Origin of the sequence: Pelobacter propionicus DSM 2379 (assembly GCF_000015045.1) — a bacterium.
Lineage (GTDB): Bacteria > Desulfobacterota > Desulfuromonadia > Geobacterales > Pseudopelobacteraceae > Pseudopelobacter > Pseudopelobacter propionicus.
Genome location: NC_008609.1, coordinates 3,679,994 through 3,694,142, shown reverse-complemented (window position 1 = coordinate 3,694,142; position 14,149 = coordinate 3,679,994). Strand labels below are relative to the sequence as shown.

8 protein-coding genes are annotated in these 14,149 nt (G+C 46.1%); all 8 read left to right on the top strand.

All coding sequences use genetic code 11. The annotated features are described in order from the left end of the window. Nucleotides 1–26 precede the first annotated feature (26 nt). The 8 genes from PPRO_RS16660 to PPRO_RS19810 all read left to right on the top strand — a co-directional run bounded on the left by PPRO_RS16660 (nt 27) and on the right by PPRO_RS19810 (nt 13,975). On the top strand, nt 27–1,043 hold the full coding sequence (locus tag PPRO_RS16660) for a radical SAM protein (protein ID WP_011737155.1): 1,017 nt from the start codon (nt 27–29) through the stop codon (nt 1,041–1,043). Continuing rightward, a complete protein-coding gene (locus PPRO_RS16655; protein ID WP_011737154.1) occupies nt 1,040–2,377 on the top strand; it encodes a glycosyltransferase family 4 protein in 1,338 nt (445 codons plus the stop codon). The genes PPRO_RS16660 and PPRO_RS16655 overlap by 4 nt, the downstream gene beginning before the upstream one ends. Further along, complete coding sequence (locus PPRO_RS20380) at nt 2,302–3,489, top strand: FkbM family methyltransferase (RefSeq protein ID WP_083761299.1); 1,188 nt, start codon at nt 2,302–2,304, stop codon at nt 3,487–3,489. Before PPRO_RS16655 ends, PPRO_RS20380 begins: the two co-directional genes overlap by 76 nt. Before the next feature lie 70 nt (nt 3,490–3,559). Further along, the gene (locus PPRO_RS16650; RefSeq protein WP_041532393.1) at nt 3,560–4,594 is read left to right on the top strand and encodes a radical SAM/SPASM domain-containing protein; all 1,035 of its coding nucleotides are present in this window, start codon (nt 3,560–3,562) and stop codon (nt 4,592–4,594) included. Continuing rightward, a complete protein-coding gene (locus tag PPRO_RS16645; protein WP_011737151.1) occupies nt 4,591–5,862 on the top strand; it encodes a radical SAM protein in 1,272 nt (423 codons plus the stop codon). The genes PPRO_RS16650 and PPRO_RS16645 overlap by 4 nt, the downstream gene beginning before the upstream one ends. Nucleotides 5,863–5,948: 86 nt before the next feature. Beyond that, nucleotides 5,949–8,108, top strand: a complete 2,160-nt coding sequence (locus PPRO_RS16640; RefSeq protein ID WP_157040047.1) for a hypothetical protein — start codon at nt 5,949–5,951, stop codon at nt 8,106–8,108. Nucleotides 8,109–8,188: 80 nt separating this feature from the next. Next, on the top strand, nt 8,189–9,814 hold the full coding sequence (locus PPRO_RS16635) for a B12-binding domain-containing radical SAM protein (RefSeq protein ID WP_157040046.1): 1,626 nt from the start codon (nt 8,189–8,191) through the stop codon (nt 9,812–9,814). Nucleotides 9,815–9,952: 138 nt separating this feature from the next. After that, a complete protein-coding gene (locus PPRO_RS19810) occupies nt 9,953–13,975 on the top strand; it encodes a glycosyltransferase (RefSeq protein WP_198138297.1) in 4,023 nt (1,340 codons plus the stop codon). Nucleotides 13,976–14,149: the final 174 nt, after the last annotated feature.

Here is a 14,149-nt window from a genome sequence, read left to right as displayed (position 1 = left end):
CAACCGTTGTCACTTGGACAATAAACATGAAAGCACAGATAAAACCCCGCATCAATCAGGAAGGCCGAATCAGGCTCGAAGAAGTTATTCCCCTTGCCACCCCCTTTGTACTGTTCGTCGACCCGTCCAGTGCCTGCAACTTCCGATGCAAGTTCTGCCCCAGCGGTGACGCCACGCTGATCCGTGAATCGGGGCGCTGGCAGGGGACCATGGATCTCGGCCTGTACCGAAAAATCATCGACGACCTGAAGGAATTCGATGAGCCGCTCAAGGTGCTCCGGCTATACAAGGACGGCGAACCCCTCCTGAACCCGAACTTCGCTGACATGGTACGCATTGCAAAAGAGAGCGGCGTGGCCCGTTCCGTTGACACCACAACCAACGGCTCCCTGTTGGACCCTGAACGGATGAAACCGGTGTTGGACGCTGGTATCGACCGCATTAATATCTCCGTAAACGGGCTCTCTGATGATCAATTTTTCGAGTTCACCGGTGTCAGGGTCCACTTCGATACTTTTGTTGACAATATACGGAAGCTCTACGAGATGAAGGGGCAGTGCGAGGTTCTCGTCAAGATAGCCGGAGATTTCCTTTCAGAAGAGGACAAGGAGAGGTTCTTCCGAATCTTCGGCGATTACGCCGACCGAATCTTCATTGAGAACGTGGCACCCTGCTGGCCGGAGTTCGACGTAGCGGACCGGCTGAACGTCGCTCTTGACCGGGGCATCTATGACCAACCCCTCGGCGAAGTAGTGACCTGCCCTTACATCTTCTATTCCCTGTCGGTCAATTCCGATGGAACAGTGAGTCTCTGCTTTCTTGACTGGGCGCGTAAACTGGTTGTGGGAGACCTGAGGCGCGAGAGTCTCAAGGAGACCTGGCAGGGGGATCAATTGTTCCGCCACCGCGTGGAACATCTTGAAGGCAAGCGCAAAAGCAATCTGGTATGTGGCGCCTGTGGCCAACTCACCCATTGTCTCCCGGACGATATCGACCCCTATGCGGCGGTACTTCTCAAACGGCTGTTGGCGGAACGGATATGAGCGACTCCCTGACCGTACTCCACCTGACCGCACATCTGGGCGGCGGCATCGGCAAGGCCTTGAACGGTTTGATCCTCAACACGCCGCCTGATTCGGGCATCTGTCATGAAATCGTCTGCCTGGAGATACCAGAAAAGTCCCAGTTCCTAGAGAAGCTTTTAGACGCCGGATGTCCGGTGATAATTAACCCCACACCTGAGACGCTTTCGGAAAGAATCAGGAACGCCGACATTGTCCAGCTCGAATGGTGGGGGCACCCAGCAATTCCTGCTGCGCTCTGCCGTGGGCCGCTCCCCCCCATGCGGCTGCTCGTCTGGTGCCATGTATCTGGTCTTTATACTCCAGTCATACCGCAAAAACTTATGACGGCCGCCCATTCTTGTGTTTTTACATCTCCCTGTTCTCTTGAATCAGTCGAGACCTCGACACTCCCCTTAAAGGCGGTTAAACGACTGGGGGTCATATACAGCTGCGGTGGGTTCGATGATTTGACTGCTCCCGTGCGCTCCCCTTGCGAACCCTTGAGGGCTGGAATGATTGGCAGCCTGAATTTCGCGAAACTTCACCCCCGCTTTGTGGAGTTTCTCGCGGCTGTCTCTCTTCGTGGGTTCACAGTAAGGTTGGTCGGCGACATGGTAAACCGGGAAATGCTTGAGGAACAGTCCCGACGTGCAAACCGGCCCGACATGCTCGAATTTCGCGGTTATGTAACCGATATAGCTCGGGAACTTTCGGAAATAAATGTGTTTCCATATATTCTGAATCCCCTACACTACGGTACTACCGAAAATGCACTGCTGGAGGCTATGGCAATGGGGGTCGTTCCAGTAGTGCTGGACAATCTTGCGGAAAAGTGCCTGGTAGATGACAATATAACTGGGCTAATCGTTGGAAACCCAAGGCAATTCGCCAACGCAATCGAATGGCTTGCAGACAATCCCGCTGAAAGGGCAAGGCTATCCATGAACGCGCAAACGATGGTACGCCGTCGTTTCACTGCCAGTAAGATGACGGACGCATTTGCCGTTCAATACGATGCGATCAAGTCGACCGACAAATCTGTCGTTCGGTTTGGCGATATTTTCGGGTACGCTCCTTCTGAATGGTTTCTCTCCATACAGCGAACCCCGGGATATTTCACGGACGCATTGACGGATTGTGCGATAGATGAGTTCGCCCTGCCCGGGATGCTGGAAAAAACGAAAGGTTCTATTTTCCACTATCGAAATTTATTTCCCGCAGATACGAGGTTTTCCCGATGGATAAATCGGTTGGACGCATTGGCATTACATTCGAAAGGCCCCCAGATACAGCAACCGCCTGTTCTCTCTTGAAAGAAATAGCAGCAGAAGTCCCCGCAGCACCGTGGCGTGAACTTGACAGGCCTCTCATCCTTTATGGGGCCGGCAACCTTGGGAAAATGGCGGGGAAATATCTCCGTTTCATCGGTATTCCCTTCCTGTATGTCGTAGATGCTAATTCGAAAATGTACGAGAACGATATCGAATGGTCCGGCATTCCTGTCCTCTCCCCCAGTGAGGTGTCAAACTCGGACAAAAAAAACTCGCTATTGGCTGTGTGTATCTCGACGATACCCTTCAACCCCCTTTTCCAATCCCTTCAGGCCCAGGGATGGGAATGTATCGTTCCCTTTTACGACATTACTGAAGTATTTCAGGGACGGCACCCCTTGAAAAACGGATGGTTTTCTGGTGCCTTGACTGACAAGGACATGAGGGGAACAAATGAAGCCCTTTCTGGGTGGGCGGATGATATTTCCCGTGCACACCACCTTCAATTTCTTGCTTGGCGATGCCTGCGACAAGAATGGGTTTTTGCGGATGCGCCAGTAACAACTGCGGATCGTTATTTTATCCCGCAGGTGGTTGGCCAATTCACTGGCAACGAATCATTTCTCGATATCGGCGCCCATCATGGTGAAGTTTGTGTCTCTTTTGCCGATATCGTTCATGGCAGATTCAAAAGCATTGTCGCGGTGGAACCTGACAGTCAGAATTTGACTGAACTGAGTAAGGTATTTCTAAAACATTTTCCGGATTCGGTACGGGGAAGAATAAACGTGTTGGATGTCGTGATTTCTGATGGCAGGTGTTCAGAACATTTCTTTGAGGGCCATGGTTACACATCACAACTTTCTTCTTTGGGAGAAAAGGGGGTGGTTACGGTTTCCATTGATGATCTACAACTATCTCCTACTTTTTTGAAAGTTCATGTAGAAGGATGGGAGCTTTTCGCTTTGAGAGGAGGCTTAAACACTCTCAGGAGATGTCGCCCCATAGTGGCAATTACAGCCTACCATAACCGCCAAGGCATATGGGAACTGCCGGTCTGGTGCATGAACTCACTTCCTAACTACCGATTTTTTACGAGAATGCATGGCTGGTGTGGTACCGGCTTGGTAATATATGCATTGCCCGACCGATGACTCGAATCATTGATAGTTCCGAGAAATGGCTTATTGGCCGGTTTTTGCGCAAGCATGGAGGCACGACACAGTGACAGATAAAAAACTTAAAGGTATATCATTGTCGAATGACAAAACATACGAAAGACAGCGGCTTGCGGATAAGGTGCCCCTTGCGACCCCTTACTCCATGGATATTGCTCCAACTACCTTCTGTAATTTGAAATGCATATTTTGCGCACACTCATCCGATTACCCCGAATACAGGAAAATATTTGGCAAAACACTCAATACCGAACTTGCTCTTAAGGCCGTCGATGACATCAGAAAATTCCCGGACAAGTTGAAGGCGCTTCATTTTTGCGGACTGGGAGAACCTCTTATTCATAAAGACATAGCCAAAATGATCAAATATGCGAAAGAGGCAGACATTTCGGAAAAAATCGATATCAGCACGAACGGGGTTCTTTTGACGAAAAATGTTGCCGATGATTTGATCGATAGTGGAGTTGATTTTATCAGGATTTCACTTAATGGACTTTCGAGGGAAGACTTTCTTGAATACACCGGAACAGAAGTTGATTTTGAAAAGTATGTAAAAAATCTGAAATACCTTTATGAAAACAGAAAAAAAACAAAAATTTATTTGAAAATATTTGATTTTATGGTGTCATCCCCGCAAAAAAAGAAAATGTTTTTCAGAACGTTTGAACCTATATGCGATGTTATATCTATAGAATATTATAACGAGTGCTTTCTTGGTACAAAAGGACGTGACAGGTTGAAAAGCACAAACTTGAATCACAGAGGAGAAAATTCCTCTACAGCTAAATGCTGTTCACAACCATTTTTCAGATTACTCATTTTAGTGGATGGTGAAGTTGCTCCCTGCGCAGAACCAAGATTCCCGTTTTCTTGTGGTAATATCAGAGATACATCCGTCGTAGATATTTGGAATGGTGATATTTTAACCAATTTCAGGTTAAGGATGCTTGATGGCATGAAACAGGTAAACGAAGTTTGCGCTTCCTGTCTCTCGGTAAAAATTAACTGTTACTCTGATGACAATATAGATTCTGAGGTTGATAGACTTAAAAACTACTACATTCGAGAGGTTTCAAAATGATTGTAGTAAAAAAGCTTATTGATCATGATATTGAGGCTGAAATAAGCTGTGAGTATGCACAAAGCCTTCTTGGCGAAGTTAAGTCCTGTCTCTTTGGTAAGGATGTCATTATATGGGGAGGTGCTGGCACAGGCAAATTTTACGGAGAGTTGCTGTTGAGCCTTGGAATAACTGTGCATTGTTTTATTGACAGAAATGCAGATTCAATCGATCCCATTTTCGGGTTACCCGTCTATACGCCTGACATATTACGTAACAAAGAAAATTGCACACTGCTTATTGCGGCAAGCAGGAAATCATTCAATGAAATTATTAACGATATTGAGGCCAACAATTTCAATCCTGCGGACATCTTTGATGGCTGCATGCACTTTCATGCCTTGCAAGAAAGTGTCCGAACGATGCGAATCAATTACAGTGCTGAGTTAGCCGACATGAAGCCGTTCCGGCAATTAGAAAGAGGTCTGACTATTCAGCATCTGGAACTTGTTGTCACGACATTGTGTACCCTGAGATGCAAGCATTGTGCTCACATGAACTCCCACTACTATTTCATTCCCGAAGGTAAGTGCAAACTCCGGCATTTTCCCGTTGATGATCTTGTGTCAACTGTTGAGAAAATTCTTCAAAGCGTTGACGTAGTAAACGAATTGTCCATCGTCGGCGGAGAGCCGTTTCTTCACCCCGATCTGGCTGATATTATACATAAATTGCAAAAACATAATAAGGTTAGACGGGTTGAGATTGCGACAAACGGCACAGTTTGTCCGAAGCAAGAGGTAGTTAAGGTCCTGAAAGGGGAGAAATTGTACGTAACTGTAAGCGATTATGGAAAAATCTCTACAGAAATAAGTAGATTGTCTGACATATTTGCGTCGCGTGACATCAAGTACAGGATACAGGCTCAAGGATACGGCTGGGATGACCTAGGCGATCATTGTTTTAGAAACAGATCAGAAGCTGAGCTTAACGTTACTTATTCAAGCTGTCTCGACAACAGATACAAGATAATACTGGACAAAAAAATGTATGACTGTCACCGTGTAGCAAATGCCTCTAACCTTGGCTACTATTCTCCAGATGATTCTGAATGTATTGATGTATTAAGTTTTACAAGCACAGAGTTGAGAAAAAAAATTTCAGCGCTTTATCAACTTGATCACATACCATATTGCAACTACTGTAACGGAAAAGGTCGTATAGTGGTTGCTGCTGAACAGTACTCTCTGACAGAGCTGAAGTGTTTGAGAGCTAAATACGGCTACTAAGTAGGAATATCAAGCTGCTTTTCGTAATTATAGTTCAGGATTAACCCAGAACAGAGTGTGATGACGTGGCGAATTCAACGAGTTATGTGAACAACAATAAGATACGTAGGCTTGTCGAACAGCTTGCTGTTGCCGGATACGACCGTAAAAATATTGTCATTTACGGGATCGGTGCTGTGGCGAAATCGATTGCTTCTCAACTGACGGAGGCAAACATCGTAGGGCTCATGGACAAGGATCCGGGTAACATTGGAAGGTGTATTTATGGTTACGAGGTGCTGTCAACCGAGGTGGCGATTTCAAAGGCTGATGCAATTGTTATAGCGGCGAGCGAGGTTTACTGGGATACCATTTTTAGAAGGATTTCTTTCATGAAATCCGATTACGGCAAGCAAATTTTTTTTACAAATGGTGATATTGCTGACTTTGTGTTGGCAGAGCGTGAGACCCAGATGCATCCATACTGGGATACCACCCATGACGTAATCTTGTCAGAAATCGAACACCATGAAGTCATCTCGTTCGATGTCTTCGATACATTGATTTGTAGAAAAATATCACGACCAGAAGATATCTACTCAATTGTCGAAGAGCGAGCGAATATGGATGTGCTCTTAGAAGAGAACTTTTTCCAGATCCGGATGGAAGCGGTCGATTTGTTTCAAAAATCAGGGGATCCTGTCTTCTCTATTCACGAACTTTACGCTTTTATGACAGCCCATTTCGGTATCGCTAAGGAGCGTGCCGAAAGGCTGAAACAATTGGAAATTGATGTGGAGATTGAGTTCTCGGAACCCAGAAACGAGGTGATAGCTCTGTATCACCTTGCTAACCGTTTGAACAAGCGAGTTTATCTGATCAGCGATTATCATATGCCGTCAGATATTCTTAAGCGTATCTTTTTCAAATCCGGTATAGCTCTTCCCACAGGATTGCTTGTATCCTGTGAAGTGAAAAAGTCAAAGTTAAGTGGTGCGTTGTGGGAATATTATAGGAACCTTATAGGCAACGGCAAAGCCTTGCATATTGGTGATAACGATATTGCCGACATATCAAATCCTGTTCTTCATGGTATCCAACCATGTAAGATCATGAGCTGCAATGACATGCTTTTTGCGTCTTCCCTCAGACAAATAGGGATTCTCGTTCGTGGGCTACAGGACAGTAAGATTGTGGGCTTGATACAACATCACCTCTTTAACAGTCCGTTTTCTCTCGGCGCAAATAAAGGGTATCCTGAGATTGTCACCTTGAAAACGTTTGGTTATGTTTTTTTGGGTCCGCTGATATACAATTATTTTTCATGGCTTATTCCAGAACTTGCGAGTGGGGTTTACAATAAGGTTTTGTTTCTTGCAAGAGAGGGATACCTACTGAAACGAATTTACGACAAGTTGACCGATTCGCTAGGCCTGACCGGCCATCCGGAAGGAGTGTATTTCAGAACATCACGTCGCATGGCATCGGTCGCTTCCATAATGAGCGAAGATGATATTTTCGCCACATTGAACGACAGTTTTTCCGGCACAGCAAGGGAGTTCCTGGAGAATAGGTTTGGAATAGATGGTACAAACGAAGATTCGAGTGAGATACTCGTACAGACTGACTCAAAGATTGTATTCTTGGTTCGTAAGTATTCCGACATCATTTTGCGTAATGCCGCAGTTGAACGTTCCAACTATTTAAATTACATGAATAGATCCGGAGTCATCACAAGTAGAAGTATGGCTGTTGCCGACATAGGTATCAAAGGTTCCATTCAGTACTATCTTGGCAAGATAATAGAATCTGAACTGGTCGGCTATTACATGACCGCACTTACTGGCCCTGACAACCCTTATTGCCTTGGAAAAAACATCAAGGCGCTTTACCCAGAGCCCCTATTTGACAAACGTAAATCAAGCAATGTCTTCAAATATCACCTTATGCTCGAATCGACTCTCGTGGCCCCTGAGGGGATGTACATCAGGGCTAACGAAGATGGTACTTTCGTACATGGCCCACACTTTTATAACCAGCTACACTTTGAATATAAAGCCGAAATACACGCAGGCATAGAGGCTTTCGTTTTCGACATGCTTGCCAGTAACGGATACAGGCTAGGTAAGCCTGCCTCCCCCGATCTTGTTGACGAGCTTTTTGGGCTTCCCATGAGTGGAACGTGTCTGATTTCCGATGAAATTAAGAATTCATTCCATATCGACGAACTTTTCGGAGTAGTTAATGAAAAAAAGATTTGGGAATAATAGGTTGTTTTTCTGTATGTTTCTGACGGTCAGCAAAGTTGCAGGATTCCTTTATCCTGTTAAGCCAGAGGTCGGCAATAATGAACGTTGAGCGAATACTATTTTTGATTCCCCCATACTTTAGTCCAAAGGATTATTCTTCAAAATCCAGTGTTCTGCCGCCCTTTACAGTACCCTACGGTGTGCTGTCTCTTATCGCCTACCTCAATAAGATTCATAGTGGTTTAGTATCCGTTGAAATTCTCGATCTGAATATAGCCTTGAAGAGAGTTGTTGAAGTTACTTCAGTTCTTGATATCGGCGCACACCTGGAACATCTGTTGTCGGAACGTATCAAGGAATTCAATCCCGAAATAGTCAGTATTTCAGCGTTATTTAATACATCTTTCCGCTATATAGAAAGATTTGCATATGTAATCAAGCGTGAATCGAGTTCGTCACTGGTTGTTGCAGGCGGTGGCCTCCCGTCTTCAGGTTATCGGGAGGTTCTTGAACACTGTCCTTCACTGGATGCCATCTGCAAAGGTGAAGGCGAGATTCCTTTGTCCGATCTGGTTGGTTCAGGCGGCAGCAGACAACTGCTAGAATCCCACCCCTCATGGCTAACGTATAATGGTTTGACGCAAGGAAAGGTTCCTTCTCTTACGTTCGTTGAAAATCTTGATGAAATTCCTACATTTGACTATAGCCTGATATGTCTAGATGACTATAACTCGCGCTCTATAGATAAGCGGTTTGCTAACCACCAAAAACGAGAAATGTCTATTCATACATCGCGTGGATGTCCGTTTTCTTGTGTTTTTTGCTCAAATCCTTCCTTGCACGGAAAAAAAGTCCGGGCCTATAGTGTAGACCGAGTAATTAGTGAAGTAAAAGCAATGAAATATCAACACGCCATGACAGTGCTGCTGATAGAAGATGATCACTTTTTTTTTGATAAGCGTCGAGCAAAAAAAATACTTAATGAACTCTCTCGTCTTGATATACGAATAGAATTCCCAAATGGAATTGCAGTTTATTCTATTGATGAAGAAATAGCTGCTTTACTTTCAGCAGCAGGAACTACTACTGTTGCACTTGCTGTAGAATCTGGATCTGATTATGTGCTTAAGGAATTAATTGGTAAGCCTCTGAAAACATCGATGGTAAAAAATAAAGTATACTTACTCAGAAAACACGATATTCAGTGCCACGCATTTATTGTAATTGGATTGCCCGGTGAAATGCCTGAACACAGGGAGGAAACCCTCGATTTGCTACTAAATATTGGCTTTGATTGGACGCATATAGGGTGTGCTGATCCGATATTTGGCAGCCGGTTATATGATATTTGTCTTGAAAATGGCTATATCGAAAAGAAGAGTTTCATGGAACACATGGAAACAAAGTGTCTGATTACGGCTCCGGGAGTCAATCCTGAAGAAATAAGTAAAATTGCTTACGATATGAATTTGAATGTTAATTTTGTCAATAATTTTAACTTAAAATCCGGCAACTATAGTACAGCAATAAAATATTTTGAAAATGTAACAAATAAATATCCAGGGCACGCATTCGGACACTATTATCTATCAAAATCACTCGAACGTTTTGGAGATGTTGAACGTTCTAGCAAACATCTTGCTATTTTTAATACAATCATTAGTAGCGACATGTTTTGGCAAGAACACGCAAAAAAATTCAATATAATTTCAAATGACGTTTAACAGTAATTTAGCAAAGCCAGCTGTTTTTTGTATTTAAATCAATATCTGCTTCTATTTAGTGGCATGAAAGGCTGTGTTTTTATATTTAACACGCAAGTAATATTTTTAAGTAATTATGGATTACGTGGGGATATGTACATGATAGAATCAGTTCCATTGGTAAGTATTGGGGTAGCTATATACAATGAAGAACGGTTTTTGCGAGCTGCTTTGGAATCACTAGTGTCGCAAAACTACCCTAATATTGAAATAATTATTAGCGATAACGCATCCACAGACAGTACAGGAGAAATTTGCAAATATTTTCAAAGTCAATACTCTCATATTCGCTATTATAGGTCTGATAAAAATTTGGGGGCTGATGTAAATGGGCGTTCGGTTATCGAAAAATCGAAAGGAAAGTATTTCATGTATGCTGCAGGTCACGATTTGTGGCATCCAACGTTCATTTTCAAAGCTGTTAGCATTATGGAAGCAGATTCAGACATCATTCTTTGCTATGCAAGAACGATTCGTATTGATACCAGCAACGAGGTCCTGGGGTTGGCGCCTAACAACTGGGACCTCCGAGGAATGCCAGCGACAAGTCGAATAACGTATCTTGTCAACAATATCTCTGGAGGCGACCCCTGTTATGGCTTAGTACAGCTTGACCATTTAAAGTCGTTTTTCAAGCTGGGTTTTGGATTTGTTTGGGGGCTGGATCAGGTGAGCCTTGCTTATTTTGTCCTGCAAGGGACTATTGCCCATATCCCCGAACCTCTCTTTTATTGGAGGGTAACCGATAATGAAAGCGTAGAAGCCAGAAAGGATAGCGTGCCGTTTGATTATGTTCCGAGTAATAGTCAGAGGATGCTCAATATGTCCATGCCGGAGCTCTGGCAGCAGATGGGAGAGGCAACTCTGCAGGTCATCAGTCGCTCCGATCTGTCCATGCCCGAAAAGCTTACCTGTAAGGATGAAGTCCGAAAATGCTTTGCCCGTCGGTACGGCGTCCGGTGGAATGAGGTCGTCCCCCCGGAGCTGAAGAGCGAAGGGAAAAATGTACTGCTGGCCACCTCCGCTGCACCTAACCAGACCCCCTTTTCCACCGGCGAGAAACGCCCCCCCATCGGTGTGGGGTTCCTCATTTCTACCCTGCGTGAAGCGGGACACAACGTTTTCTTCATCGACAACTACCTCAGTCCCAGCAGTTTTCTTGAAACTGACTATCTCAAACGTCATCGGATTGATTTTGTCGGCATTTATACCAACACAATCTGCTTCAGAGACTCTCTGAGGATGTTCTATCTCCTTGAGGAATTGAGGCAGAGAGGTTTCTGGAACGGAAAGATTATTGCTGGTGGCCCTCATGCTTCGGTCTGTCCTGAAACTATCCCTCCTTTTGTCGATCATATTGTCATCGGTGAGGGAGAGTATGCCGTCCGCGATATTGTCTCCGGAAAGGTAACAGAGCGTATAGTTCACTATCCATCCATTGAAAACCTGGATGAACTCCCCATGCCGGCCTGGGACTACTTCTCCGAACTCCCTTACAACTGGGGGGGCAACTGGCTTCCCGAAGCTCCGGTGTTCACCATGAACACCAGCCGAGGGTGCCCGTTCAGCTGCACCTTCTGCTCGGTCTGCTCCATCTGGGGAAAACATTATACGTATTTCAGTGCCGAACGGATTGTGGCCGATATCGAGCATGTAGTGAAAAATTTCGGCGCCAGGGGCATCTATTTCCGGGAAGACAATTTTACCCTGAAGCGGGACCGTCTGATACGCTTCTGCAATCTGCTGATGGAACGGAACATCCGCATACCCTGGGTATGTGAATCGCGAGTCTCGAACCTGGACCGAGATCTCGTGGAACTGATGGCCCGGGCCGGCGCGGTGGGATTCTATTTCGGAGTGGAAAGCGGATCGCAGCGGCTGCTGGACTTCATGAAGAAGGGAATAAACGTTCAACAGATACGGAATGCCTTCCTGTGGTGTCATGAGCTTGGCATAAAAACCGCGGCAAGTGTTATTGTGGGTGTTCCAACCGAGACCGAAGACGACCTGCGCATGACGGCGTCTCTTCTGGAGGAGATCAAGCCGACGGTAACGTGGTTCAATATTTTTGTCGGTATACCGGACAGCGAACTGCTCCGCTATGCCCAGAAACACGACTACGTCGAATTTATTGATGACCGGGGACTGGCCTATATGAAAGGTCATAACCGTAGCGTGGAACTGTTTTACGGCTCAGCCTGGGATGCGAAAGTCCCCGTAACGTTTGAAAATGGGAAGATTGCATCTCCGCTCGTTTCTGTCGTCATGTCGGTGCACAATGGAGAGTGCTATCTCAGGCAGGCAATTCAGAGTATTTTTTGTCAGAGTTTTCTCAACTACGAATTTATCATCATCGATGATGCCTCCACGGATGCTACCCCGGACATTCTCCTGCAATTCAAAGATCCCCGGCTGGCGATCATCCGGAACACTGGGAACCTGGGCCTGACGGCTTCCCTCAATATTGGTATACGGGCTGCCCGTGGAAAGTATGTTGCCCGTATGGACGCGGATGACATCTCTGTTCCCCATCGCCTTGCGAGGCAGGTGGAGTCTCTCGAAAACAACCCGGAAATCGCTGTTGTCGGCAGCTCCTATTACACCATGGACGAACATGGTGCGGTGACCGGCATAATTGACGTACTTGATCGTCCGGAGTTGATTCAACGAGAACTGCTGCGACAGAACTGGTTTGGGCACGGCAGTGTGATGATGCGTAAAAGCTGCTTTGAGATAGTCGGCGGATATGATGAGCGCTTCATCTATGCACAGGATTACGACTTATTTCTCCGTTTGTCAGAACGCTACAAGCTCGCTAACGTGACCGAACCGCTCTATTGCTGGAGAGAATCGCCTCACGGTATTTCGGCACGAAAAAAAGCGCAGCAGGACTATTTCGCGGAAATGGCGCGAAGCGCAGCATCGAAGCGACGAGGATCTCCTGTCTGCAATGCTGCTAAACTGGTTCCTGCGACACCTATAGCCCCATTGGTTTCAGTTATCGTTCCGACGCACAACCGCCCGGACATGCTTGCGACCGCAATCTCGAGCATCCTTGCGCAGACCATGCAGTCCTTCGAGATTATCGTAGTCAACGATGCCGGAACAGATGTTCGGCCGGTTCTCGAACGTTTTGGTGACCGGGAAAATATCAGGCATCTGGCGCACGAAACCAACCGCGGCCTCGCAGCGGCTAGGAATACAGGAATCAATGCCGCCAGAGGAAAATATATCGCCTACCTGGACGACGATGATACCTATTACCCCAATCATCTGGAGACGCTCGTCGGTTATCTGGAGTCAAACGACTGCCGGGTCGCTTATACCGATGCCAACTGCGCCATCCAGCAAAAGGCCGCAAACGGTTTTGTGACCGTCAAGAAGGAGGTGGTCTACTCCCGGGATTTTGATTATGATGCCATCCTGTATGTCAACTTCATACCGGTTCTCTGCATTATTCACGAAAAGGCTTGTCTCTCCCTGAGCGGTATGTTTGACGAATACCTGTCTCGCCACGAAGATTGGGATCTCTGGATCAGGATGTCCCGCCACGAGCGCTTTGCTCATATCAAAACAGTGACCTGCGAGTATACCTATCGGCCGGATGGTTCCAGTATGACGAGTAGCAGCGCACCTCTGTTTTTCGAAACGTACAAAGCCGTATGTGGGAAATATGATGACTTCGTCAAAGAAAAGCCTCTCGTTCAGGCGCGGAGAACGGCGACGATGTTCAATGGAGCATTCAATACATTTCAGTTCATTGGTGAACGTCTGCAGTCATACCTTACCAATAGTAGCGTAACTGCTGAAATGCTTGCAGATTTAGCTCCGAGTGGGGCCAGTTTTTCCCAGATAAAATCAGCTCTGATCTGGAAGAGAGCCGTTGCCCTGAATGACGGCACGGCAATCCCCTTGCTTGAAATCGCACTTGTAGTTGACAGAGAGAATCATCCGGCAAGAGTGGCGCTTTGTGAACGTTATATGAGGGCAGGACAATATATTGATGCGCTGAGACATATCGAATACCTTGCCGAAGTCAATCCACAGGAAGTGTTTTTCACTGCAACCCGTGATACGCTGTTGCAAGCGATTAGGGGGACTTTGCCGCAGGGCACCAGATAGGATGCTATGAGTAGGGTTCTCTCCACCAGATGACGGCCCTGTCACCTGAAGCGGGTTGTGAACGTTGTGGAGCCCTGTATGTGCAAGCAGATGAGGGGATACTCAACAACTACCCGCTTGAGGCATAACTTGCCGGTAGCTGTTAAGTCCTTTAAGTCAAGTGTTGTTTGTTTG

Excerpts from the sequence above, each read along its gene's own strand:
- PPRO_RS16655 (WP_011737154.1), top strand. The coding sequence starts at position 1,040 with ATGAGCGACTCCCTGACCGTACTCCACCTGACCGCACATCTGGGCGGC.
- PPRO_RS16635 (WP_157040046.1), top strand. The coding sequence starts at position 8,189 with ATGAACGTTGAGCGAATACTATTTTTGATTCCCCCATACTTTAGTCCA.
- PPRO_RS20380 (WP_083761299.1), top strand. The coding sequence starts at position 2,302 with ATGGATAAATCGGTTGGACGCATTGGCATTACATTCGAAAGGCCCCCA.
- PPRO_RS16660 (WP_011737155.1), top strand. The coding sequence starts at position 27 with ATGAAAGCACAGATAAAACCCCGCATCAATCAGGAAGGCCGAATCAGG.
- PPRO_RS19810 (WP_198138297.1), top strand. The coding sequence starts at position 9,953 with ATGATAGAATCAGTTCCATTGGTAAGTATTGGGGTAGCTATATACAAT.
- PPRO_RS16645 (WP_011737151.1), top strand. The coding sequence starts at position 4,591 with ATGATTGTAGTAAAAAAGCTTATTGATCATGATATTGAGGCTGAAATA.